A 24,593-nucleotide genomic window follows, 5' to 3' on the forward strand; every position below is an offset into this window, starting at 1 on the left:
CGTGGCTACCGTTCCAGTCGGGCCAGCAGCGCCGACGTATCCCAACGACTACCACCCATCGCCTGCACGTCCTTGTAGAACTGATCGACAAGCGCCGTCACCGGCAGGGAGGCACCGTTGCGGTTGGCTTCCGCCAAGCAGATGCCGAGATCCTTTCGCATCCAGTCGATTGCGAAACCGTGGTCATACTTGCCGACATTCATGGTCTTGTGGCGGTTTTCCATCTGCCATGAACCGGCTGCACCCTTGGAGATGACTTCTACCACCTTTTCGATGTCCAGCCCCGCCTTCTTGCCGAAATGAATACCTTCGGAGAGGCCCTGCACCAATCCGGCGATGCAGATCTGGTTGATCATCTTGGTCAACTGGCCCGAACCTGCTGGTCCCATCAGGCCGATCATGCGCGCATAGGCGTCAATGACCGGTCTTGCCGTGTCGAATGCGCCCTGCCGGCCCCCGACCATGACGGTCAATACGCCGTTCTCCGCTCCCGCCTGGCCGCCGGAAACCGGCGCGTCGAGAAAGGCAAAGCCTGCCGCTTCAGCCTTGGTTGAGAGTTCACGTGCGACCTCGGCCGAAGCCGTGGTGTTATCGATGAAGATCGCGCCCGTTTTCATCGAACTGAAAGCGCCATCGGTTCCGATGGTCACCGAGCGCAGGTCGTCGTCGTTGCCGACGCAGGAGAATACGAAGTCCTTGCCCTCGGCTGCGGCCGCGGGTGTCTTTGCCAGCTTGCCGCCATGTTGCGCCACCCATTGCTCGGCCTTCGCCGTGGTGCGGTTGTAGACGGTGACATCGTGGCCACCCTTGTTTTTCAGGTGTGCGGCCATCGGGTAACCCATCACACCGAGACCGAGGAAAGCCACTGCTGCCATTTTGATATTGCCTTTTCGCACGCCGAGTTTCTCGACGCAGGTCTAGGCGTTAGCGAAAATTCGTCAAGACCACGTTCGTTAGCCCAGCCCTCGGAGCATAAGGGACGACCGAAGCCGGGTCAGCGCTTCAGGTGGCGTGTGATGCGCCGTTCGATCCAATCGATGGCGTGGCGCAGTGTCTCCACGATCAAGAGGTAGATGATGGCTGCCCAAAGATAGGACTGGAAATCGAAGGTGCGCGAGTAAGTCAACCTCGTGATCCCCATCAGGTCGTAGACCGTGATGATGGCAACGATGGCCGAGCCTTTGATCATAAGGATCACTTCATTGCCATATGGCCTCAAAGCCACAATCAGCGCCTGCGGTAGTATGATCTTGCGCAGCGTCTGCAATTTGTGCAGGCCGAGCGAGGCGGCACCCTCCCACTGGCCCTTCGGTACGGACTGGATCGCACCGCGCAGGATTTCGGCCTGATAGGCAGCCGTGTTGAGCGAGAAGGCGAAAATCGCGCAATTGAACGCCTCGCGGAAGAACCACCACAGTCCGACCGCATCAAGCTCCGGCCTGAACGAGCCGAAACCGTAGTAGACAAGGAAGGCCTGCGCCAGAAGCGGCGTACCCCGAAAGAAATAGACATAGGCGTAGGCCAGCCCAGCGATGACCGGGTTGCGCGACATGCGCCCATAGGCGATCGGAACCGACAAAATTGCCCCGACCACGATGGATATGCCGACCAGCGAAAGCGTGATGCCGATGCCGGACACGTAACCGGGAGCATATTTCTGGAACAGTTCGGTGTTCCATGCGGAGATGAGGTAGGCGACGAGCCCGATCCCCATGAACGCCCAGAGCACCACCAGGCCGTACCCGAGGATACGCTGGCGCGACCAGCCGTGAGGCGGCAGGGGCGGCCGCTCGACGCTGTCGGCAGTTTGCATCGAGGCGCTCATCGGTGCGCCTCCTGCTTGCCGACCCATCGCTCAATGGCGCTGATGCCGATGGATGAAACTATTGCTAGAGCCAGATAGATTAGCGCGGCGACGCCGAAAAACAGGAATGCATGCTTGGTCACGCGCGCGGCAACGCCGGCCTGCCGCAATATGTCGGTCAGCCCGATTGCCGAAACCAGCGATGTGTCCTTGAGCAGGATCAGCCACAGATTGGCGAGGCCGGGCAGTGCGATGCGGATTAGTTGCGGAAGAACCACAAGCCGCATCGTCTGTGCCTTGGAAAGGCCAACGGCAAAGCCACCTTCGTACTGTCCCTGCGGAATAGCCCGGAAGGCCGAAAGAAACACCTCGCTGGCGTAGGATGAAAACACAACACCAAGTGCAATCATGCCGGATACGAAGCTGTTCACCTCGACGGTGGCTTCCGGATTGAACAGGCGCACCGCCTGCTGGATTCCAATCTGGGCGCCGAAGAACACGAGGAACAGCGTTAGCAGTTCCGGCAGGCCACGGAAGATCGTCGTATAGATATCGCCGGCCAGTCTTAGCGAACGCTCGCTCGACTGCTTGGCCAACGCGATCAGAAACCCGATGAGAAGGCCGACTGGCAAGGTCGCGAGCGCCAGGCAAACAGTGACGAGCGCGCCATAGGCGATATCGTCCAGCCACCCTTCCGATCCCCAGCTCAGCAGCGTCCAAACGCTCTGCATGGCCGACCGTCTCCCCTATGGACCCTCGTTCCACGCTACGCCGCCAAGCGCGCGCGGTTATTGTTGTTGTTCAAAGTTCGATATGCAAACGGCGGGAGTTCCCCGCCGTTTGCTCTTTTTATTCCGATGATCAGGAATCGCCGCCATATACGTCAAACTTGAAGTACTTGTCGTTGATTTCTTTGTACTTTCCGTTTGCGCGAATGGCATCGATCGCTGCATTGAACTGGTCCCGAAGCGCGGTCTCGCCCTTCCGGATTGCAATGCCGGCGCCCGGGCCGTGGATTTCCACAACTGGCTTGATCGCGCCGATCAGCTTGCAGCATGCGCCGTCGGGTGAATCCAGCCACTGCGAAAGCACGACGATATCGTCATTGACGGCATCGAGGCGGCCATTGGCGAGGTCGAGTTGGTATTCCTGCGCCGTCGGATATGGCTTTACCGTGCTGTCGGTATAGGTCGCCGTCGAATAGTTGAAGTGGGTGGTCGAAGCCTGAACGCCGATGGTCTTGCCGGCGAGGTCTTCCTTGGTCACGCCTTTAATGTCGCTATCCTTGGGCGCCGCGATTGCCGGCGGGGTATTGTAGTACTTGTTGGTGAAATCGACCTTTTCCATGCGCTCCGGCGTGATCGACATCGAAGCGATGATGGCATCGAACTTGCCAGCCTGGAGAGCGGGAATGATGCCGTCCCAGTCCTGCGCGATGAACTCGCACTTGACCTTCATTTCGTCGCACAGCGCCTGTGCGATGTCGACGTCGAAGCCTTCGAGCTTGCCGTCGGCGGTCAGGTTGTTGAATGGAGGGTAGGCGCCTTCGGTGCCGATCTTTAGCACTTTTTCCTGTGCCTGGGCCGTGCCCAGCGCTAACAGCGCGGCTGATGCCGCGAGTGCGATACGCATTGCTATACGCATAATGGTCCTCTCTTTAGAATTAAGGATGTCGTGAACCGACTCCCCTTTGGGGCGATGCTCCCGATCACCCTCTGGCCGGATACTCCCACTGTTTTCAGCAGAAAAGCAACTGCAAAACCACGCTCAGAGGCCACCTTGAACCGCTTGTCTAGGCGCGCCAAAGGCGGATCCGCTGGGTTTGATATGGTGCCGTTGGGGAAGGCTCAGGCGCTTCGCCCGCCTTTCAGGCCGGTCGTCCGTTCTATGAAATCGGCTATCGACTTGATGTCATCGAGGCGGAACACCGGCAGTGTCTCATTGGGCTGCGGATGATCGGCGGCAACCGCCACGATATGGGGATCATTGGACGCGAGCGGCGACCTGTCCTTTGTATCGGTACGCCGCGCCTCTATCTTGAGATGGGCTTCGCGCTTGTAGCCTTCGATCAGCACGATGTCGCTCGGCGCCAGCCGCGTCAGTATCGTCTCCAGCGTTGGTTCGCTTTCTGATCTCAATTCATGCATCAGCGCCCAGCGTTGACCGGAAACGATCGCTACTTCCGAAGCGCCTGCTTTGCGGTGTCGGAAACTGTCGGTGCCTTCCTTGTCGATGTCGAAGTCGTGGTGGGCGTGCTTGACTGTGGCGACCTTCCAGCCCCGCTCGACCAGTTCGCTTACCAGTCTCTCCGTCAGTGTCGTCTTGCCGGAGTTCTTCCAGCCGGTGATGCCGAAAACGCGTTGGGTCATGAAATGCGGTTTTCCACTTATCTGTTCGCCGTCCTAAAGCCCGTCAGGCGCCATGCTGGGCCCGGTGCTTTCGGCTGCGGTCCGGTGCTTGCCCACAACTCGTTCGCGATAGAGCGTGTAGAGTCCGGATGCCACGATGAAGGTTGCCCCCACGATCATCGGCAGGTCCGGAATCTCATGGAAGATTATGATGCCGAGCACGATGGACCACAGCAGTGAGGTGTAGCGGAATGGCGCAATGAACGACATTTCGCCGGTGCGGGTTGCCAGAATGATGAAGTGGTATCCGAACAGCACGAAGATAGCGGCAAGCAACAGGAGCAACGTGCTGTTCAGGCTCATCGGTGTCCAACCGCCCATCGGAACGATCAGCGCTGCCCCGGTAAGCGTGACCGCGATAGATGTGGCGCACGAAACCAGCAGCGTTGGAATATTGGGCGGCAGCTTGGACGTGATCAGGTCACGGATGGTGCAGAAGCCGACGCACAGGAGCGCCATCAGCGAGTAGACGCTGAAACCTTCGAAACCAGGTCGTACGATGATCAGCACGCCGATGAAGCCTGCCATGATCGCTAGCCAGCGCCGCCAGCCTACCCCTTCGCCGAAGAACATCGCTGCCCCCATTGTGACGGCAAGAGGCAAAGCCTGCAGTACCGCCGAAACATTGGCGATGGGCAGGTGCGCCAGGGCGATAAGAAAGGAAACCGTTGCCGAAGCCTCGCAAGCGGCACGCACCGCAACGATTGGCTGCACGATAAGGCGCGGATTGGCGAAAGCGCCGCTGCGCCAGGCCAGGAAGCAGATAAGCAACGAAGCGAAAATGCCGCGCACGACCATGACCTGCGCCATGTTCATCGATTCCGACGAGAACTTGGTGATCGCGTCATTGCTCGTGAAGGTAACCATGGATATGACCATGAACACGGAGCCGCGCAGGTTCGGGGATAAGGGCAAGAGATGTCCTCATTCTCACAGGCCAATAAGTGCCTGTAACAGCAGTGCGCAAAACAGCAATGCCAAAAGGGTGGGCCAAAAGCTCAAATTGGCAGATAGGCGAAAAAGCGCAGGGGCGGCCACATGGGCTGCATTACGGATCGTACTTCGTTCACCGTAGAGGCAGAGTTCAGGGTCCCTTGAGGCTGGTCGCGATCTTGCCGGTCAACGGGTCGTATTTTGCTTTATGCGATCTGGGATATTTGAGCACCAGGCCGTGGACTGTGCCGCTGGCGCCAAAAAGATAACGTTCGTAAAATACAACGTTGCCTTCGAAACCCGACAGAACCAGCCAATTCTTGCCAGCCTTGCTGTAGGTCAATTCGCGCTCGCCTGCCGCTTTGGCTGTGGCTTGCCGGCTTCGGGGTGTCTCGTCGAGGGCATTGTAGGAGCCGAAGATCGCAAGGCTTGCGCCGTCGGCCGATTGCCAAGTCAGGCCGTCACCGTTCTCTGGCGGCTCTTGTTGTTGGGTGAAGATGTCGGCCGGGAAGGTGGCCGAGGTGCCGAACCGCTCATTGGTATAGGTCAGCGGCTCTGCCGTGGCCGCCTGAGTAAGGGACAGGAACGCCAAGGCAATAAAAAGTACCCGGATAGGCTTCACCACGATCTCCCAGCCTCGTTGCGAGGAGCATCCTTGCACGGACGGCGAGGAGAGAAAATCAGCCGCCGGTCACGCTCATATGGCGTGACACCGAGGGACGGTTCGTGCGTCGATCGATGACGAAATCATGGCCTTTCGGTTTGCGTCCGATTGCCTCGTCTATTGCCGCCGCAACAAGGTCATTGCCCTCCGAGGCCCGCAGAGGTGCACGCAGGTCGGCAGCATCTTCCTGGCCGAGGCACATGTAGAGCGTTCCGGTGCAGGTCAGCCGCACGCGGTTGCAGCTTTCGCAGAAATTATGCGTCATGGGGGTGATGAAACCGAGCCGTCCGCCGGTTTCTGCCACCTCGACATAGCGGGCAGGCCCCCCGGTCTTGTAGGGTATGTCCTTGAGTGTGAACTGCTTTTCGAGGTCAGCCCTCAAGATCGACAGTGGCAGGTATTGGTCGGTGCGGTCTGCCTCGATCTCACCCATCGGCATGGTTTCGATCACGGTCAGGTCCATGTCGCGTCCATGTGCCCAGCGCAGCATTTCGGGCAACTCGACGTCGTTGAAGCCCTTGAGTGCGACCGCGTTAAGTTTCACTTGCAGTCCGGCGGCTTGTGCGGCGTCAATACCGGTCATCACCTTGTCCAGATGGCCCCAGCGGGTGATCGCATGGAATTTGTCGGCATCCAGCGTATCAAGCGATACGTTGATGCGCTTCACGCCGGCATCGGCCAATTCACCGGCATATCGTGCCAGCTGCGAGCCGTTGGTGGTCAGCGTCAGCTCTTCCAGTGCGCCGCTCTTGAGGTGCCGGGACAGTTCGCGGACGAGATGCATGATGTTCTTGCGTACAAGCGGTTCGCCGCCGGTCAGGCGAAGCTTGCGCACGCCCTTCTCAATGAACACGGTGCAGAGCCGGTCCAGTTCTTCAAGCGAGAGCAGATCCTTCTTGGGCAGGAATGCCATGTCTTCCGACATGCAATAGACACAGCGGAAGTCACACCGGTCTGTAACCGATACCCTCAGGTAGCTGATTGTGCGACCGAAAGGGTCGATCATGTCCATTCCCGGCATTCCCAGTCTCCGCGCAGCGCCGACAGGCGCAAACGCGCTCAAGCGTTATATACCCATATGTGATACGAACCGCCATGCCGTTCAAGATAGTTTCCTGGTGATCGCGACATATTGCTCGTGAGCCGACGAGGTAACGTCTTGCGATAGTCTTCCCCTTGCTGGCAAAGCGGCGTAGCACTCAGAAAAATTCGAGGCTTATGCAATGACCGCACCATCGGAATTAAGGGTCTCCAAAGACCGCAAGCTGCTCACGGTGACCTTCCCGGCGCATGCACCAATGGAATTGCCGGCGGAAATGCTGCGCGTCCTGTCGCCGTCGGCGGAAGTGCAGGGCCATTCACCGGAGCAGCGCGTTACCGTGCCGGGCAAGCGCAACGTCACCATCCGCAAGATCGATCCGATCGGCAATTATGCCGTGCGCATCACCTTCGACGACTTCCACGACACCGGTATCTTCACCTGGGACTATCTCCACACGCTCGGCCATGAGAAAAACCAGCGCTGGCAGGACTATCTCGCCGAGCTTCAGGAAAAAGGTCTTTCCCGCGACCGCTGACGACCGGATTATTGCGATTGGACAAGCCCTTGAAGCCCGGACTTGACTCAATTTCCGAACACAAGCGGCGCTAGCTTCCGTTCAGTGCCTCGGCCACCTTACGCATCTGCTCGCCGATCAGGTCGCATTGATCGGGCGTCGACTGGCTCATCGCCACTTCGATAAGGGCCGAGTGAATTTTCAGCGCTTCCATCAAAAGTGCCGTACCGTCTTCGGTTAGCGCGAGCCGAAGGATACGCTTGTCCTTACAATCGCTCTCGCGCAGCACCAGCCCGCGTTTTTCCAGTTGCGGCAGCAGCATCGTGATGTTCGACCGCCCGACCAGCAACTTGCGCGCGAGATCATGCTGCGACATGCCCGGATGCCGGTAGAGGTTCATTAGCACGTCGAGCTGTGCCGGCTTCAAGTCCAGTGGCGCGAGCTTGGCCGCCAGCGAGCGCTCCAGAGCGTGGCAGGCGCGCGCCACCGCCACCCAGTTGCGAAAGCGCGGATTGTCCCAAGGTAAGTCTTGTTTATTGTTCATGTTTGAACTAACATGTTCATTGCTGAACGAATTTGATGGACCAGCACTATGGCACCATTTCGATTGAAGGTCATCCGCACCATGTTCAGCGTTGGCGAGCGGGTTGCACCGGCGCTTACAGGCCGCGCTGCCTTTGAATTGTTCTGCCGCACGCCAAACGTCAAGCGTCTCACCGCTGGCGAGAGGCGCGCGGTCTCGAATGCAGTGGATTTCATGGCCGAAGCGCGCCATCACCGGCTCAAGACCGGATCTGGCTGTGTAGCCGTACACGAATTTCGCCCGGAGCCGGGCAGGGCGCGCGCCGGGACTGTTCTGGTCATTCACGGCTGGCGCTCACGCACGGAATACATGCGAGCCCTGATCGAAGGTTTTCGCGACGCCGATTACAAGGTCGTTTCGATTGACCTTCCCGGTCACGGCCAGTCAACGGGCCGCCGTCTCACCATGGTCAGCGCAGTTGAGGCCGCCAGCCAAGCGGCACAATGGTTTGGCCCGTTCGAGGCCGTTATCGGGCATTCGTTTGGTGGTGCGGTTGCCGTCAACGCAGCTGTGGGTTCCATAGATGGGTTGCAGAAGCTGGTTGCGAAACGCCTTGTGCTTGTGGCCGCGCCGAGTTCACTGCCGTTGGTGTTCGACGGCTTCAGCCAGATGCTCAATGTCGGCCCGCGATCCCGTACGGTAATGGCCGGGCGCGTCAAGCGCATTGCCGGCCGTCCGCTATCCGATTTCGTTGGCGACCGCCAGCTTGCCGCAACGCAAGTGCCGACACTGGTGATCCACGCGCCTGACGACCGGGAAGTGTCTGCCGAGCAGGCCAAGCTCTATGCCGACGCCGGTCCGCATGTCGAATTGTATTGGGCTGACGGTCTCGGCCACCGCCGCATTCTCTCCGACCCGGCGGTAGTTGAGCGTGCCGTCTCCTTCGTCGAGCCAGTTGCAAAAGTGGCGCTACACTGAGTCCTGAACCCGCTACTTCTTCTTGGCCGGTTCGATCGGCAGGCCGGCTTGTTTCCAGGCAGTGAAGCCACCCAGTATGTGCTTGACCGGCTCTAGCCCCATATCCTGTGCGGTCTTTGTTGCGAGCGCCGAGCGCCAGCCGCCCGCGCAGAAGAATACGAACGACTTGCCCGATGCGAAGAACGGCTTGTGGTACGGGCTGTCTGGATCGATCCAGAACTCAAGCATGCCGCGCGTGCAATGCTTGGCGCCCGGAATATTGCCTTCGCGCTCGATTTCGCGTGGGTCGCGCAAGTCGACGAAGATAGTATCATCGTCGTCAAGCAGCGCAGCCGCTTCGTCAGGCGAAACCGCCTCTATTTCGGCATTCGCCTCATCAAGCATTTCGCGAAAACCTTTTCTCATTTCCGACGCCCTTTCACCTCGCTGGCCTTGCGCAAATTTGCACATTGCCATTCATCCCGCCATTGGACGAAGGAGACAGGCTAAGGTCGGATATTGGTGCAGCCAATGTGCAACATTGGTGCGAAATTCATGAAAGCTTAACCAAATCGGGGTGAATCAGTATATCTACGCCTTACATGCGCCACCCGCAGGGCCGAAGGTCTCGACGGGCAACAATCGGGGTCCGGACGATCTCCGGAGCGGGTGATACATGCAATCATTTCGAAAAGGATCCGCCTTGTTGCCGTTGGCCGCACTCGTTGCAGGCTTGGCGACCGGCACGCAGCCATCAAGCGCGCAAGGCCTGTTCGACATGCTGTTCGGTGGCCAACCTCGGCACGGGACGCGGTTGCAGGGTGAGTTTCCGCCGCCGCCCACCCAGAAGAAGCCTGTCCCGGTAGCCAGGATTTCGAGCCCTACCTATAACACCTACAGGCCCGACCGCCTGGTCCGGGTCGATTTTTCGGCGCTTTCTTCGACGCCGCAGAATGCGACTTTTGCGCCAACTCTGACTGGGAATACATTCCGTGAAGCGTTGGCGGGACTGGACGCGTTCGAACTGACAGCCGAATCGTCCGTCGCCAAGGCGTTGGTTGCCTACTACTCGGAAAATCCCAACTTCATTTGGGTGTCGGGCACTTCCGTTAATGCGCGTGGTCAAGAGGCTGTGCGTGTTCTGGGTGAAGCGGCGAGTCACGGGCTCGAGCCAGCCGATTACGCCGTGTCGATACCGGCCGCTGGCTATTCTTCGGACGACACCGCTGGCCGCCTGAAGGATCTCATCCGTTTCGAGATGGCACTGTCGGCGCGTGTGCTGCGCTATGTCCATGACGCCCAGCAAGGTCGCATCGAACCCAATCGCATATCCGGCTATTACGATTTTCCGGCGAAGCCTCTCGACATGCCGGCTATCCTCAAGACGCTGGCGCATACGCAGGAGGCGAGGGCTTATCTGGAATCACGTCACCCGCAAAATCCAGAGTACCAGGCGCTTCGCATCGAATTGGAAAGTCTGGAAGCGAGTGCCGAAAACGAGATCGTCGTTAATCCGAAGCTTCTCTTGAAACCGGGTCAGACCAGCGCCGAATTGCCGAAGTTGCTGACCCTCATCGCGCGCAACCTTGATGACCAGATGGGGGCGGATTTCGGAGAGACTCTGGCGCGGCTTGGAACCAGCGAAACCTACGTGCCCGAACTCGTGCCGGTCTTCGAGGCCGTGCAGAAAAAATCTGGACTGAAGCCTGACGGCGTCATCGGCCCGCGCACTGTAGCAACGCTTGCCGGCAACTCGAAAGCCGATCGGCTGGAAAAAGTGAAGGTCGCGCTGGAGCAGTTGCGCTGGCTGCCATCCGATCTCGGCAGTCCGCGTGTATTCATCAACCAGCCGGCCTATAGCGCCAGCTACATTGACGGCGGCGAGGAGAAGCTGAAGACCCGCGTTGTGATCGGCAAGACCTCAAATCAGACCAGCTTCTTCTACGATGAGATCGAACAGGTCGATTACAACCCTTATTGGGGTGTGCCGCAGTCCATCATCGTCAACGAAATGCTGCCTCGCCTGCGCAGCGATCCGGATTATCTCGACCGTTCAGGGTACGAAGTCACCGACGCCAAGGGGCGCCGAATACCGTCCTCGTCAATCGACTGGAGCCAGTATGGCGGCAAGGTTCCGTTCAGTGTGCGCCAGGCCCCCAGCGAAGCCAACGCACTTGGCGAGTTGAAAATCCTTTTCCCGAACAAGCATGCCATCTACATGCACGATACGCCGCAAAAGGCGTTCTTCCAGCGCGACAATCGAGCGCTAAGCCATGGTTGCGTGCGCTTGCAGGACCCGCGCGGAATGGCTGCGGCGGTGCTTGGCACATCGGTAGACTATGTCGCGCAAAAGCTGAAGCAGGGGCACTCGTCTGAGAAAGTCACCCGCAAGATTCCGGTCTACGTGGCTTATTTCACGGCCTGGCCGGACTTGTCGGGCAAGGTCGAATATTTCGGCGACGTCTATGATCGCGATGCCCGCCTGAGGCAGGCGCTGGACGCAACCGAAGCCGTTCGCGTCCCTGCAAGCTGATAGAGGTCGAAACCCCTGGCGGTCGGCCAAGCCCCCCTGAAATCAGGGAGCTCGGTTGCCGTCTATGGTGATCTGGTGCGCTTCACCTGCTTCGCCGACGTGATATTCCACGACCTTCACATCGCATGCGCAAAACATGCTTTGCGCACTCAACACGATGTCATGGATATGATCGTCGGCAGAGTATTCCGTATCGACAGCGGTCGAAATGGTAAGCGTCACCGCTACTGGTATGCTCATTCTGGGCGTCTCCACCGTTACATCAGTAGATGCCGATATAACGGGAGATAGAGCAAAATTTTTAGCTTCGCAATTGGACTTTTGGAGTTCCCGAAAACACCTGTTGATAGCTGGTTGTCAATGCGAGAAATCAACCCTCAAGAATCTGCTTACTAATTGATAAATATATGTATTTTTATTCTTAGGGTCGGCCTGTATCAAATTGGGATTTGCGGTCTGGGGCTCGTCGGTAGTGGGAAAATTCGATACCCCAACGTAAGCTTGGATGGGCGTTGGCAAAATATCGATTTTAGCGCATCCGCTGCCAGCCAGAATCACTTTGCTTCTTCGTTGCCATTTGTGTGTTTTGTCAGACTATTCGGCCGATCGAGCTAAGCCGCTTTTCGCGGGGGCCGATGCTGCTCGATGACCAGCCTAAGAGCATCCATGACGGCTTCTATCGCCTGCCCCTTCGATATGTTGTCTTCGCCGTCCGGCTCGTACGAGTCATCGAAGTTGATCTTCAAGGCAGCGGCGACCGCGACTTCTTCCGCATCGACGTGAGGTTCACCGCACTCGGGGCATGCATATTCTCGGTGGCTTTCGACAGGCGTGGTCATGTCGTCGCCGCGAACGGGAAGAAGGACTATTCTGGTTCCGCAGCAGATAGGACAAACGCTCATGGCTGGCTCCTATCGCCCCCATGCGCATGATACACCAAGCGCGGTTTCTCGCTCGCCTCGTGTGATTTTGTCGTTAACGGGCGTGCAATCAAGGGCGGGCGGCGCATTTGCCCGTGTTCAAATGCCGTAACTGAGGATTTTTGCTGACTACCGAATAACAGTCAAGATATCCGACAAGAGGCGTGATGCGATCAGTTTGGATCCGAACAACGATAAATGCGCCCCATCACTATAGATGAGATTCCCGTCGACCATGGCAGGGCAGAACTTGCTATCGCAAAGATACTTAGTCGGATCGACAATGACTATTCCATGGTCGGCTATTGTACCCTCGCGAAGGGTTTCCGTTATAATTGGCGGTGCAAACCGCACCTTCATCAAAGCAGCACAGGGATGACCAAAAAAGCTGGGAGAAGTTATGCATTCGTAAGGTGCTAGCTTTGTGCCTGCGAGGCTAGGGGCTCCGCCAAAAACAATCAGCTTTTTATTGCCTATTGCTGCTTTGGTTTCGAGCAGGTGGGCCACCAGATACGATAGATAATTGTCTGTGCTCCTAAATGTGATCTCGGAATCACTGCCGTTGCCGAGCACATATTCATATCTCATCCAGCTTAGAGCGAACAATATTGGCTTCTCATCGCGTCGAAACGAAGAGATCGCCGACGATATCGAGTTGGAACAGGTTTTATCTCGCCCGCCATTGAGAATCCGATTGGTACCAATCAGCATCGGGCAGCCATTGTCGACAAAAGCATCGGCAGCCATCTTTCGGATTTTCAGTTCCCGATCCAATCCGCTGAGTAATTGGTGCGCGTAACTGTCGCCCATGATATGAAACGAGACAGGCGCGCCATTCGCTCCCAAATGGACTAGTCGATTGGCTTTGTAGCCGGCGCCACCGAAATGCGTGATGTGATATTGCGTCGAATTGACGGCCTCTATCCGCCTCTCCACGGGAACCCGCCACCAAAGGCCCGTTGTCGCAAATCCGCAAAGAACAACGGTAGCAGCTGCCCACTGGGGAGCAATTGACCACGCCCGTTTTGCGAGTCGCCCGTGCCAGAACGGTTCCTCGATCCATCGGTAGAGCGCTGCGCCACCCAGCAACGATGTCAGACCGATGGCAGCCGCCGCATTTGCAGAAAGTGGCTGCGCCGTGTAGCTAACGACAAACGCAATCAGCGGCCAATGTACGAGATAGACGGAGTAGCTGCACCTGCCGAGGAATGTAATTGGAGAAATGCGCAAGATAGCGCCAATGCCACCCGCACCACCCCATATGACGAGAGTGGCACCCAAAGCCGGAAGAAGTGCGTAGTAAGATGGGAAGGGCGTCTGTTCGGTGAAAAGAAACACGCTTGCCGCCACCATCGCGAGACCAGCGATAGTCGAGACCTCGGCGGTCCACCTGTTTGCCCTTGGCAGCCAAAGAACTATCGCTCCCATTCCAAATTCAAAAATACGAAAAGGCATCCAGAAAAAGGGCGAGGTCGGGTCGAGCCACCACAGGGCACAGAGAACGGCGGACGCTATCGACAGCGCCGTGATCGAGATGGGTAGGAACCTGCGTGGCGTAGCCCACAGGATGAGTGGCCAGATCACGTAGAACTGCCACTCCAACGACAGTGTCCAAGTGTGAAGCAGCGGTTTCAGTTCCGCTGCCTTGTCAAAGTATCCCGCTGCTGTCCAAAAATAGATGTTCGACCAAGCCGTTACTGATGCGAATGATGAGCGCGCGAGATCTATCAGGAGACTGGGTGGCAAGATCAGCACGCCTGCTGCGAGGCATGCCAGTATCGTGAACATGAGCGCTGGATACAGGCGCTTGAAGCGGTTCCAGTAAAAGGCGGTGAATGAAAACTTGTCTTCGTCGAGTTCTCTCAGGATCATTCTGGAGATGACGAAGCCGGATATGACGAAAAACACATCGACGCCGACGAATCCGCCGGAAAAATTCGTGCTACCAAGATGGTAAAACAGGACGGCTAGGACCGCAATGGCGCGTAGTCCGTCCACATGCGTCAGTCGATTCATGCCGAGGCCTAATGCAATCCCATTCCACCGAGTGCCTAATCGGCAACGCAACTATCCACCCAACCGCTATAGATCAGATATCGCGACGAACATCAAAGCAACAAAGCTTTTTTGCGCTCAACGGCCAAGTATGTGTTCGGCCTTGTCCGCCTGTTCGTGACTGTTGGAACACATAGGGGCGGCATTTGCCGGTGCCGGTCAATTTCCGCGCATGCTGTATGCGTCAAATCTGCCCGGCTATCGGGAACAGCTCATAGCCCTTGCTGGATAATCCAACTGCATGCCTGCTGGTTGCCCTCGAGGTTACAGGCACGATTGGCCTGCAGGATTTGCATGTAGTAGTTGCATCCGGCCGGATCTCCTCCAGCGCAATTCTGCCCCAGGTTCGCCATCCGGCATGCCAGCGCAAACCCGTTAACCTGACAGGCGCGCTGGTGGTATGGAAGGCAATATTTCGGGTCTGCATATGTCAGGCAGGAAGCTTCCAGCATATTGGGATTGTTGTTGCTGTAGCAAGAAAGCTCGCCGGATGCGTCCAGTTCACACGGCCCGTTTTGCGCGCTTGCAGCCGCAGGGAACATCAGGGCAATAAGCGCTGGCACAATCCAGCGCGCGCTAAGAAGAACTTTGGCCATGCCACGCCTCCTTGACGCGATTGCCAAAGCTGGACGCTATCACAGGCCAGAGACCCGGCAATCGCCCATTTAGGCGATGCCCGATGGGCCGTCCGCTGCATCTGTCTAGTTCGGAGGTTGTAGTTTGCTTCTTGCGTCAGGTCGCTGGAATGGCAGTCGTTCAATTCGGTTCAAAGGAACCTGCCACTAGCCCGTCGTCAAGACGAACGGAATGGTGGGCGATGTAGGGATTGAACCTACGACCCCACCCGTGTGAAGGGTGTGCTCTCCCGCTGAGCTAATCGCCCGCTCTTTGCCAAAAGGCCAAGCGCGCCGCGATATAAGGTAGGGCCGCTATCGAAGTCAACCGCCTGAGACACCGCTTGCCGGCCAAATCCCAGAAGGCGAGCCATAGCGCTACTTCGCGGCGGAAATCAGCCGGTGGGCGAGGTCGAGCGTCAATTGGTCGAAGTGCGAGATGACCGCCGACGGATCGAATTCCCGCACGTGTCGGTCGGTATAGCCGAAATCCACGGCGGCGACCGGAATCCCCGCAGCCTTTGCCGTGTCGATGTCTGTTTGCGAATCTCCGACCATCAGCGCCTCTGCAGGGTCGCCTCCGGCGCGCTTGATAGTTTCGAGCAGATGCCGCGGGTCTGGTTTGCGGAACGGAAACGTGTCCTGCCCGCAATTGGCTGCAAAATGCCTGGACAGCCCGAGCGCCTCGATCAGTGCGAGCGAATTCGCTTCGTACTTGTTGGTGCAGATGGCCAACAGATATCCGGCGTTCTCGAATCTTGCGATCGCGTCCAGCACACCGGGGTAGGGCCGCGATTTTCCGGGAATGCCTTGGGTGTAGGAATCGAGGAACAGATCGAGCAGCCGCTCATGTTCTTCGATGGGCAATGGCTTGTTTTGCGCGGCAAAGGCGCGTTCGATCATCACGCGGCCTCCATTGCCGACAAAACGGCGGAAGGCGGGAGCATCGACATGGGGCAGGGCGGCTGCGCTCAAAGAGTAGTTGAGACTGTCCATCAGGTCTGGCGCTGTATCGATCAACGTGCCGTCTAGATCGAAAACGATGATCGGGCGTGTCATGGCGATTCTTCTTCCGTTAGTGTGGCCAAGGCGATAGCCCGCTGAAAACGGCTGTGCAAGCCGCGCGAAGGGCTGGGTCTGCGCCTTTGACCCAACGATCAAAAGTGTTAGAGGCGGAATTCAAGAATGGGTACGGGAAAAGATTGACCGTCATGGACGCACGGCAGTTGAAGATCGAGGCGGCACGGGCAGCGCTTGCTCATGTGGCGGGAGGCATGCGGCTTGGCATCGGCACAGGCTCCACCGCCGAGGAGTTTGTGCGCTTGCTCGCCGCCAAGGTTGCGACTGGGCTCAATGTCGTTGGCGTGCCGACGTCGGAGCGCACCGCGGCACTCTGCAGGGAACTCGGCGTGCGGCTTTCGACCTTGGACGAAACGCCTGAGCTCGACCTTACCATCGATGGCGCAGACGAAATCGATGCTGAACTCACGCTGGTCAAGGGCGGCGGCGGCGCGCTTTTGCGTGAGAAAATTGTGGCGGCTGCCTCTGCGCGCATGATCGTGATCGCCGACAGTTCGAAGCTCGTCGAAACGCTTGGCCGCTTTCCCCTGCCGATCGAGGTGAACAAGTTCGGGTTGCGCGCCACGGAACTTGCCATTGGCTCTGCCGCCCGAAAGCTCGGGCTTTCCGGTCCGTTCACATTGCGGATGACGGACGGCCAGCCATTTGTTACAGACGGTGGCCATTTGATCCTGGATGCATCTTTTGGCCGCATTCCGGATACAAGAGCGCTGTCTGCTGCTCTTCACGCCATTCCCGGCGTGGTCGAGCATGGTTTCTTCATCGGGCTGGCGTCTGCGGCGATCGTCGCTGGCAGCGACGGCATCGAGACAATCCACGCCGCCCGGTAAATCAGGGAGTCCTGCCAATCATGATGTCGAATATCCGTATCCGTCGCTTTGCCGCAGCTGTGGCGACTTCAGCTGTCGTTGCCTTTGCCATGCCCTCGTTTGCGCAGGATATTGCCGAATCGCACCTCAAGGCAGCCAAGGCGGCGGTTACCGCCATTCACGCAACGGATCCCTTCGACAACATCCTGCCGCAGGCCGCTGCCGCACTGGAATCGTCCCTGATCCAGAAGAATCCAGATTTGCAGGAGCTGATCACAACGACCGTCGCAGCCAAGGCCCTCGCATTGGCGCCGCGTCGCGCCGATCTGGAGAAGGAGGCCGCAACTGCCTACGCCAAGGTGTTCTCCGAGCAGGAGTTGAACGACATCGCCACTTTCTACAATTCCGAGGCTGGCAAGAAATTGCTCGGAAGCGGTCCCATCGTAACGCGTGAGTTGATGAAGGCTGCTGAAATCTGGCAAAACGGCATTGCGCGCGATCTCGGCCAGCAGGTTGGAGAGGCGATGCAGGCTGCAGCCGGTGCAAAAGCTCCGGCGCCCGCAACCGATGGTGCGGCACCTGCGACAGACGGAACGGCGCCTAGCGGCAACTGATAGAACTCACCCTTACATGATTTGGCAAAAGCCCGGTTCGTCCGGGCTTTTCTTTTAGGCTCCGCCGTCCTACCTGTCCGGCTGCAACGCTCCGCATCAGGGACCCTTCGTCATGACCGCATACGACTACGATCTTTTCGTCATCGGCGGCGGATCGGGAGGCGTGCGAGCTGCCCGCGTTGCGGCGAGCCTCGGCAAGCGCGTCGGTATCGCCGAGGAATATCGTTTTGGCGGCACCTGCGTCATTCGCGGCTGTGTTCCCAAAAAGCTGTTTGTCTACGCTTCTCAGTTCCCCGAGCATTTCGAGGACGCGGCTGGTTATGGCTGGAAGGTCCCGAAGGCGACCTTCGATTGGTCAACCCTGATCGCCAACAAGGATCGCGAGATTGCGCGGCTGGAAGCCATCTATCAGAGGAACGTCGCCAATGCCGGCGGCGAAACATTCCAGTCTCGCGCCGTGTTGGTGGACCGCCACACCATCCGCCTTGAGGCCGAAAACCGCACTGTGACCGCCGACCAGATTCTGATAGCCACCGGCGGTCGTCCGGCGCTGCATCCGGCACTTCCCGGCAGCGAGCACTGCATTACTTCCAATGAAGCCTTCCACCTCGCTGAACTGCCCAAGGCAATCGTCATCGAAGGGGGCGGCTATATCGCAGTGGAATTCGCCAACATCTTTCACGGTCTCGGCGTGGAGACGACGCTCGTCTACAGGGGTGCCGAAATCCTCAGCCGGTTCGATATGGACCTGCGCAAGATGCTGCACGAAACCATGGAGAAGAAGGGCATCCGCATTCTTTGCCACGCGGTGTCCGAAAATGTCACCCGTCGCGCGGACGGACGGCTCGACATCCGCGTCAGTGGCGGCGAAGTGCTGACTGCCGATCAGCTTATGCTCGCGATCGGTCGCGTGCCGAATACCGAAAGCCTGGGTCTTGAACTTGCTGGCGTGGAAATGGCCCGCAACGGCGCCATAAATGTAGATGAATATTCACGCACCAATATCGACAACATCTGGGCGATCGGAGACGTCACCAACCGCGTGCAACTGACCCCGGTCGCAATCCACGAGGCGATGTGCTTCATCGAGACCGCCTTCAAAGGGAACTCGACTGCACCGGATCACGACATCATTGCTACCGCCGTTTTCTCCCAGCCGGAGATCGGAACCGTAGGCTTGTCGGAAGATGAGGCAGCGAAGCGCTTCCCCAATCTTGAAATCTACCGCGCAGCCTTCCGGCCGATGCGCCACACTTTGTCAGGCCGCGACGAGAAGATGTTGATGAAGCTCGTGGTTGATGGCGTGACCCGCAAGGTGCTCGGTACGCACATTCTCGGCCCCGACGCTGGCGAGATGGCTCAGTTACTTGGCATCCCGCTCAAGGCCGGCTGCACCAAGGACGATTTCGACCGCACCATGGCCGTGCACCCGACTGCGGCAGAGGAATTGGTGACGATGTACAAGCCGAGTTACCGGGTCGAGAACGGCAAGCGCATCGACTGAAATTCGCACGTTCCACGGCCTTCCGCCCGCCGGGATTCGGCTACCTGCGCGTAGTGTCGCATTCGAAAAGTTCGCCCTTCGAAAAACTGGGTGCTTGGACTATGGTGCGGAGTGGACAGGACGCTTTGCGTTCGTTGGAACAGTGCCAGACCTTCCGGAACTGCTGGACCATCGACAGGAAGCGGGGGGATAGATGGGCGAAGAAATACCACCCAACTTGCCATGCTCGACAATCTCGCGGGAAGATTACCGCGCGCTTTCCGAGTTCCGCTACCTGTTGCGGCGTTTCCTCGAATTCAGCCAGCAGGCAGCTCGCGGCGTCGGCCTGCAACCCCGCCAGCATCAGGCCATGCTTGCAATAAAGGGGTTTCCGGAGGATCGGCCTGTCACCGTCGGCGATCTGGCGGAGCGCCTTCGCATTCGTCACCACAGCGCAGTCGAACTGGTGGATCGCCTGTGCGAGGCTGACCTCGTTGTCAGGAAGCCGGATCCGGAAGACCAGCGCCGCGTCTTCCTTGTCCTGACCGCAAGGGCCGATGCCTATCTTGCCAAGCTCTCACACACCCATCTCGATGAATTGTCGCGCATCGGTCCGCTGCTCAAGCGCATTCCCGTGCGCGAAGGCGGCAAGCGCTAGCGCACAATTCCGTGCACCGGACGCGGCGGCCGTTACTTCTGCCGTTGCCTGATGCGCGGCAGGCGCAGCCAGCCGTCGTTGAGCGGTTCGGGATTCGCCAGGATGGTGGTGAGTTCGGCCGGCAGCGTCGGCGCCAGCGGCTTCTTCGAGGTCGTGCCGTCCGCGATGGTAAGCACGCTGTGATAGAACTCCTCGCCGGTTGCCGAGCGCGGGGGGATTGCTTCGTGCATCACGGAGATGACGGTCACGCCGGGGCAATTGTCCTTGATCGCCTGATGAAAGGCGATCTTGCCTTCCGGGTCGAGCGCGCCGGTCGCTTCGTCAAGGAACAGCAGGCCCGGTTGGTGGAGCATGATGCGGGCGACAACCAGCTTCTGCTTCTGCCCGCCTGACAGGAGCTGATCCCATGTCATGCCGGTGCGTGTCTCGTCGGCCATGAATTCGATGAAATCGCCAAGGCCGGCCTTGTGAAGCGCCGCGGCTGCGCTGGCGTCGGAATGCTGGTCGGCTGCTTCCGGCAGGCACACGAGCTCCTTCAGCGTTACCTGCGGCAGCTTGACCTCCTGAGCCGCGTAGAATGTCGTGATCCCCTCGGGGAAGACGATGGTGCCGCCGCCATAGGGCCACAGGCCGTTGAGCGCCTTGATCAGCGAGGTCTTGCCGCAACCGGATTCGCCTTTGAGGAAGGTCCATTCGCCGCGCCGGAACCGCAACCTTTCGCTGGTCAGGAACGGCTCGGCCTGGTGGCCCTGATGGTTGAGTTGCAGGTTTTGTATGGTCAGCCCGAATACCGGGTTCTGAACCGTGTAGCGGAATTCCGACAGGCCCGTCTGGCGATAGAATTCCGCCGGCTTCTGCACGTTCTCGATGGCATCGGCCAGATCCATTACGCGGCGGCTGTTGGCGCGCAGCGTGGCAATCGCCGGCATGACGTGGATGAACCACGAACACTGGCTGATCAGTGAATTCACCAGCTCGGCCCCGGTGATGTAGCCTTTGAGGTCGATGCGGCTGTGGATGAAGGGGAGCAGGCCCGGCCCGTAGGCCACGACCCTTGCGCCGACGAAATTGTAGATGCGCTCGAAGGAATCGTAGCTTGCATTTATCCAGTTGAGCTTGCCCCAGGTGCGGTCGATATCGACGTAAAGCCGGTCGTGCATGGCTTTCTGAACGCCTTCGCCACGCGATGCCGCGACGTGGAAGCTGCGGCGCAGGAAGGTCGTCAGTTCGCCGCGGTAGCTGCCTTCGGCCTTCTGCATGCGGATCGACAGCCGCTCCAGCAGCCCACCCAGCTTGATCGCGATATAGGTGTTGACCGGCACGTAGGCGACGACTGCCACGAAGGCCAAAGTGGCGCTGCCGTAGGCGCCGAGGAATTCCAACCCGTAAACCTCGGTCGAGGTTTCGAGCAGCTTCTGCCCGACGAAGAACAGCGACGAGGCAACCGCGATGACGCCCATGGCAAGGCCGATTGCGCCTCCGGTCATGCCCTTGATCGATTCCTGCACGCGCTGGTCGATATTGTCGGGCACCTTGTCCGAGCCGTGTTGCGCATGGAAATGGGTGTGGTTGTCGTCGAGCAGGGCCTCGTTGAACCGGCCGTTCAGCCAGCCGCGCCAGCGCCGGTGCAGGGTGGCCGAGACAAAGCTCTTGGTGCCGGTAATGCCGGCATCCTTGAAGATGACGATCGCAACAAGGATCGCTGCGTTCGTGAGCAAAGTCTCAAGCGGCGATTCATTGGCGGCGTCATGATAGTAGGCGATGGAGTTGATGAGCTCGCCCGAAGCTTCCGCGAACCAGACACCGGCCTTGCTCGACAGGGCGGTGAAGAATGCCACGACCAGCGTCAGGGTCCAGGCTTCGGTCCACCTGTCGGAGAACCAGTAGGCCCGCATCAGGCCCCAGAAGTTCCGCATCGACGAGACCGGCGTCGGGTAAGTCGGCCTCACTGCGCCGCTTTGCGATTTCCCCGATATTGAGTGCCGTGGTCTGCCGACCCGAATCACGTTCCGCCCAAACCTCTTTTCTATTGTTACGAAGGGTAACACCAATTGATCATTTTCAATTACTTTATTGACGCCGCGAGGCGCGCAAAGGTTCCTACGTTGCGGTGCTGCAACAGGCCGATTGGAGTAGGCCGGGCCTACCCCTGCGGCGGATCGTCGAATGGATTCAATCAATTGGGAGGAGGGGATCGGTAAAAATTCTGGTTAACGTAAGGTTAACTGTTGCGGTGGCCGCTTTCGCCTATCTTTCGGATGAGGCTTCGTTTTTCGACTTCGAAAGCAGCTTTCTTTCGAATCGCGCACATATATGATTCGGCGAAACTCATCCCGCGGCCCCCGTCTAACGCCACGTCCGGCGCGTCATCGGCCAAAATTGCCTCCAGCTGTCTTGCGACGTGATCGGTGCCGGGGCACCTCGCTTGGGTTTGGGCCTGCGCCTCGCCTGCGCGCCTTGCCTTCTCCCCTTGTGGGAGAAGATGCCTGAACGGAGTGAAGGCGGATGAGGGGTTTCAGCGCTCCGTCCAACACCCCTCATCCGACCTTGCTGGCGCTCGGCCACCTTCTCCCACAAGGGGAGAAGGCAGGTCGCCGCACACTTATTCATTGCCACGCCCGCTTTCGCGTCTGACCATTGTCAAAGAACTGACCCCGGTTGAGAGGTCGGGAGGACGGGCGGCCGTTCGGTCGCTCGTTTAGGTAAGTAGTGCGGCCTTGCGGCCGCCCGTCCGGTGGCTTCCCTCAACCAGTGCACCGGCCATGCCGCAGCTCCAGCCTCAATGGCCGACAACCGCGGGCAACACTGCGCCCGGTTCGAGGGCCGAACTTAGGGGTTCATCACCCAACCGCACACCGTCATGCGACCAATCCGGCACCGACGCCCTTCCCTGATACCCGGTGCGCACCAGGTCTCCCGCAAGGGCGATGGCAGGATTATGGGGGAGATGCAGGCGGTGGGGATAAGTGGAGCGAGAGATTTTGTGGGAAGTGAGTGGGATCAAGGGGTTGGCGGGAGCGTGGCTCGCGTCTCATCCACATTTGCCGAAGTTGATGCTGCCCCTCACCCTTACCTACCGGCCGGGTGCCCACCGCTTACGCAGCGACCCGGCGTTCGCTGGCCTTTCATCGTGCCACCGGCACGATGAATTCGCTTCGCGAACCGGCTGCTCACCCCAGCAGGCGGGGAGAGGAGACGTTTACGTCGGTGCTGGACACCCCTCATCCGACCTCGCTTCGCTCGGCCACCGCCCGGAGCCATAGCGAAGGGCTGCGCAACGGTCGAGGCGAAGCCGAGACAGATGAAGGCAGCTACGCTTCGCTCGAAAGCGAATTCCGGGATGCCAAGCACCAATACCCAGCGTGGCAACGATGCAACATGTGCTCGCGGGCGTGGCAATTCCGGGCTAGTATGGAAAACAGCCTTCATGTATTGAGCCGGAATTCCCATATGGGAGAACTGCGGGCAATTGTGCCTGCCGAAACGAGTGTTGGTACGACAATGACGAAGTGGTCCCCGAACTCCTGGAGAGCAAAGCCAATTCAACAGGTTCCGGCTTATCCGGACATGAATGAATTGAACGCCGTCGAGGCCCAGCTTGCCAGTTTTCCGCCGCTCGTTTTTGCAGGCGAGGCACGCAAGCTGAAGAAGCAACTTGCCTCCGTCGCGGCCGGCGACGCGTTTCTCTTGCAGGGCGGCGATTGCGCCGAGAGCTTCGCCGAGCATGGCGCGGACAACATTCGCGACTTCTTCCGCGTATTCCTGCAGATGTCGGTCGTGCTGACCTTCGCCGGCTCCCAGCCGGTGGTGAAGGTTGGCCGCGTTGCCGGCCAGTTCGCAAAGCCGCGTTCGTCCGACAACGAGACCAAGGGCGAGATCACGCTGCCGAGCTATCGCGGCGACATCATCAACGGCATCGAGTTCGATACCAAGGCACGCGTTCCCGATCCGCGCCGCCAGGTCATGGCCTACCGCCAGTCGGCGGCCACGCTCAACCTGCTGCGCGCCTTCGCGCAGGGCGGCTATGCCAGCCTCGAGAACGTTCACCGCTGGATGCTGGGCTTCGTGTCCGACAGCCCGCAGGGTGAGAAGTACGAATCCCTTGCCCGCCGCATCACCGAGACGATGGACTTCATGAAGGCCGTCGGCATCACCTCGGAAACCAACCATGCGCTGCGCGAGACCGATTTCTACACCAGCCATGAGGCTCTGCTGCTCGGCTATGAGGAAGCGTTGACCCGCGTCGATTCCACCTCGGGCGACTGGTACGCGACCTCCGGCCACATGATCTGGATCGGCGACCGTACGCGCCAGCCCGACCATGCCCACCTCGAATATTGCCGGGGCATCAAGAACCCGCTCGGCCTGAAGTGCGGCCCGTCGCTGACGCCCGATGGCCTGCTGGAGCTGATCGACCAGTTGAACCCGGAAAACGAGCCCGGCCGCCTTACCCTGATTGCGCGCTTCGGCGCCGACAAGGTCGGCGATCACCTGCCCAAGCTGGTGCGCGCGGTGAAGAAGGAAGGCCGCTCGGTGGTCTGGTCCTGCGATCCGATGCACGGCAACACCATCACGGCAGCCGGCTACAAGACCCGTCCGTTCGACCGCATCCTGAAGGAAGTGCAGTCCTTCTTCGATGTCCATCGGGCCGAGGGCACGCATCCGGGCGGCATCCACGTCGAGATGACCGGCAAGAACGTCACCGAATGCACCGGCGGCGCCCGCGCCATCACGGCAGAGGAGTTGCAGGACCGCTATCACACCCATTGCGATCCGCGCCTCAACGCCGATCAGGCCATCGAGCTTGCGTTCCTGGTCTCGGACCTTTTGAAGAAGAACAATCCGATCCAGCACAAGCACGCCGTCAACGGCTGATTGGCTGGATAAGGCACCCGTATCGAAAAAGGCGTCCGCAACAGCGGGCGCCTTTTTCATGTCGGCCCTGTCAACGCCGGCTATGGCCGGGGCCGGGGCAATGGGAA

24 protein-coding genes and 1 tRNA gene are annotated in these 24,593 nt (G+C 59.0%); 8 read left to right on the forward strand and 17 right to left on the reverse strand.

Annotation, left to right across the window (positions count from 1 at the left end):
- Nucleotides 1-5: 5 nt before the first annotated feature.
- The 8 genes from ASD50_RS21295 to moaA all read right to left on the reverse strand — a co-directional run bounded on the left by ASD50_RS21295 (nt 6) and on the right by moaA (nt 6,821).
- A complete protein-coding gene (locus ASD50_RS21295; RefSeq protein WP_056246096.1) occupies nt 6-875 on the reverse strand; it encodes an NAD(P)-dependent oxidoreductase in 870 nt (289 codons plus the stop codon).
- Nucleotides 876-994: 119 nt separating this feature from the next.
- Complete coding sequence (locus tag ASD50_RS21300; protein ID WP_056246099.1) at nt 995-1,825, reverse strand: ABC transporter permease; 831 nt, start codon at nt 1,823-1,825, stop codon at nt 995-997.
- The gene (locus ASD50_RS21305) at nt 1,822-2,535 is read right to left on the reverse strand and encodes an ABC transporter permease (RefSeq protein ID WP_056246102.1); all 714 of its coding nucleotides are present in this window, start codon (nt 2,533-2,535) and stop codon (nt 1,822-1,824) included. Before ASD50_RS21305 ends, ASD50_RS21300 begins: the two co-directional genes overlap by 4 nt.
- A gap of 130 nt (nt 2,536-2,665) precedes the next feature.
- Nucleotides 2,666-3,448, reverse strand: coding sequence for an ABC transporter substrate-binding protein (locus tag ASD50_RS21310; protein ID WP_056246105.1), 783 nt, complete (start codon nt 3,446-3,448; stop codon nt 2,666-2,668).
- A gap of 203 nt (nt 3,449-3,651) precedes the next feature.
- Nucleotides 3,652-4,173 (reverse strand): molybdopterin-guanine dinucleotide biosynthesis protein B, encoded by a 522-nt coding sequence (gene mobB / locus ASD50_RS21315; protein WP_056246109.1) that lies wholly within the window; start codon nt 4,171-4,173, stop codon nt 3,652-3,654.
- Between the two features lie 33 nt (nt 4,174-4,206).
- Entirely contained in the window at nt 4,207-5,127 is a 921-nt protein-coding gene (locus ASD50_RS21320; protein ID WP_056246112.1) for a DMT family transporter, read from the reverse strand.
- Nucleotides 5,128-5,296: 169 nt separating this feature from the next.
- On the reverse strand, nt 5,297-5,767 hold the full coding sequence (locus tag ASD50_RS21325; RefSeq protein ID WP_156465210.1) for a hypothetical protein: 471 nt from the start codon (nt 5,765-5,767) through the stop codon (nt 5,297-5,299).
- A 58-nt stretch (nt 5,768-5,825) separates the two neighbouring features.
- Complete coding sequence (gene moaA, locus ASD50_RS21330; protein ID WP_056246384.1) at nt 5,826-6,821, reverse strand: GTP 3',8-cyclase MoaA; 996 nt, start codon at nt 6,819-6,821, stop codon at nt 5,826-5,828.
- Nucleotides 6,822-7,032: 211 nt separating this feature from the next.
- Here moaA and ASD50_RS21335 point away from each other — a divergent pair, with 211 nt between their 5' ends.
- Nucleotides 7,033-7,386 (forward strand): gamma-butyrobetaine hydroxylase-like domain-containing protein, encoded by a 354-nt coding sequence (locus tag ASD50_RS21335; RefSeq protein ID WP_056246115.1) that lies wholly within the window; start codon nt 7,033-7,035, stop codon nt 7,384-7,386.
- 70 nt (nt 7,387-7,456) lie between these two features.
- Here the strand turns inward: ASD50_RS21335 and ASD50_RS21340 are convergent, their stop codons facing one another.
- Nucleotides 7,457-7,909: a MarR family winged helix-turn-helix transcriptional regulator gene (locus ASD50_RS21340; RefSeq protein WP_056246119.1), complete on the reverse strand. Its 453-nt coding sequence runs from the start codon at nt 7,907-7,909 to the stop codon at nt 7,457-7,459.
- A gap of 48 nt (nt 7,910-7,957) precedes the next feature.
- On the opposite strand from ASD50_RS21340, the gene ASD50_RS21345 reads away from it, so the two are divergent.
- Nucleotides 7,958-8,866 carry an alpha/beta fold hydrolase gene (locus ASD50_RS21345; protein WP_056246121.1) on the forward strand — a complete coding sequence of 303 codons (909 nt, stop codon included), beginning with the start codon at nt 7,958-7,960 and terminating at the stop codon, nt 8,864-8,866.
- Between the two features lie 12 nt (nt 8,867-8,878).
- Here the strand turns inward: ASD50_RS21345 and ASD50_RS21350 are convergent, their stop codons facing one another.
- Entirely contained in the window at nt 8,879-9,271 is a 393-nt protein-coding gene (locus tag ASD50_RS21350; protein WP_056246124.1) for a rhodanese-like domain-containing protein, read from the reverse strand.
- A 250-nt stretch (nt 9,272-9,521) separates the two neighbouring features.
- Here ASD50_RS21350 and ASD50_RS21355 point away from each other — a divergent pair, with 250 nt between their 5' ends.
- Entirely contained in the window at nt 9,522-11,378 is a 1,857-nt protein-coding gene (locus ASD50_RS21355) for a L,D-transpeptidase family protein (protein ID WP_056246126.1), read from the forward strand.
- Nucleotides 11,379-11,420: 42 nt separating this feature from the next.
- Here ASD50_RS21355 and ASD50_RS21360 read toward each other — a convergent pair whose 3' ends face one another.
- From ASD50_RS21360 to ASD50_RS21385, 6 genes are all read right to left on the reverse strand, one after another.
- Nucleotides 11,421-11,618 (reverse strand): hypothetical protein, encoded by a 198-nt coding sequence (locus ASD50_RS21360; protein WP_056246129.1) that lies wholly within the window; start codon nt 11,616-11,618, stop codon nt 11,421-11,423.
- Between the two features lie 371 nt (nt 11,619-11,989).
- Nucleotides 11,990-12,280, reverse strand: coding sequence for a hypothetical protein (locus tag ASD50_RS21365; RefSeq protein WP_156465211.1), 291 nt, complete (start codon nt 12,278-12,280; stop codon nt 11,990-11,992).
- A 147-nt stretch (nt 12,281-12,427) separates the two neighbouring features.
- Complete coding sequence (locus ASD50_RS21370) at nt 12,428-14,314, reverse strand: acyltransferase family protein (RefSeq protein WP_056246137.1); 1,887 nt, start codon at nt 14,312-14,314, stop codon at nt 12,428-12,430.
- A 251-nt stretch (nt 14,315-14,565) separates the two neighbouring features.
- Nucleotides 14,566-14,949 (reverse strand): hypothetical protein, encoded by a 384-nt coding sequence (locus tag ASD50_RS21375; protein WP_056246140.1) that lies wholly within the window; start codon nt 14,947-14,949, stop codon nt 14,566-14,568.
- A gap of 212 nt (nt 14,950-15,161) precedes the next feature.
- A tRNA-Val gene (locus ASD50_RS21380) sits at nt 15,162-15,236 on the reverse strand.
- 109 nt (nt 15,237-15,345) lie between these two features.
- Nucleotides 15,346-16,026, reverse strand: coding sequence for a phosphoglycolate phosphatase (locus ASD50_RS21385; RefSeq protein ID WP_056246389.1), 681 nt, complete (start codon nt 16,024-16,026; stop codon nt 15,346-15,348).
- 152 nt (nt 16,027-16,178) lie between these two features.
- On the opposite strand from ASD50_RS21385, the gene rpiA reads away from it, so the two are divergent.
- The 4 genes from rpiA to ASD50_RS21405 all read left to right on the forward strand — a co-directional run bounded on the left by rpiA (nt 16,179) and on the right by ASD50_RS21405 (nt 19,611).
- On the forward strand, nt 16,179-16,877 hold the full coding sequence (gene rpiA / locus ASD50_RS21390) for a ribose-5-phosphate isomerase RpiA (RefSeq protein WP_056246143.1): 699 nt from the start codon (nt 16,179-16,181) through the stop codon (nt 16,875-16,877).
- Between the two features lie 20 nt (nt 16,878-16,897).
- Nucleotides 16,898-17,470 (forward strand): DUF2059 domain-containing protein, encoded by a 573-nt coding sequence (locus ASD50_RS21395; protein WP_056246147.1) that lies wholly within the window; start codon nt 16,898-16,900, stop codon nt 17,468-17,470.
- A gap of 112 nt (nt 17,471-17,582) precedes the next feature.
- A complete protein-coding gene (gene gor / locus ASD50_RS21400; RefSeq protein ID WP_056246150.1) occupies nt 17,583-18,974 on the forward strand; it encodes a glutathione-disulfide reductase in 1,392 nt (463 codons plus the stop codon).
- Nucleotides 18,975-19,167: 193 nt separating this feature from the next.
- Nucleotides 19,168-19,611 carry a MarR family winged helix-turn-helix transcriptional regulator gene (locus tag ASD50_RS21405; RefSeq protein WP_056246153.1) on the forward strand — a complete coding sequence of 148 codons (444 nt, stop codon included), beginning with the start codon at nt 19,168-19,170 and terminating at the stop codon, nt 19,609-19,611.
- A 32-nt stretch (nt 19,612-19,643) separates the two neighbouring features.
- Here the strand turns inward: ASD50_RS21405 and ASD50_RS21410 are convergent, their stop codons facing one another.
- On the reverse strand, nt 19,644-21,527 hold the full coding sequence (locus ASD50_RS21410) for an ABC transporter ATP-binding protein/permease (RefSeq protein ID WP_056246394.1): 1,884 nt from the start codon (nt 21,525-21,527) through the stop codon (nt 19,644-19,646).
- A gap of 1,585 nt (nt 21,528-23,112) precedes the next feature.
- Between ASD50_RS21410 and ASD50_RS21415 the strand changes: the two genes are divergently transcribed.
- Nucleotides 23,113-24,486 (forward strand): class II 3-deoxy-7-phosphoheptulonate synthase, encoded by a 1,374-nt coding sequence (locus tag ASD50_RS21415; RefSeq protein ID WP_056246398.1) that lies wholly within the window; start codon nt 23,113-23,115, stop codon nt 24,484-24,486.
- Nucleotides 24,487-24,593: the final 107 nt, after the last annotated feature.

It is taken from the genome of Mesorhizobium sp. Root552, assembly GCF_001427285.1.
In the GTDB taxonomy this organism is placed as follows: Bacteria; Pseudomonadota; Alphaproteobacteria; order Rhizobiales; family Rhizobiaceae; genus Mesorhizobium.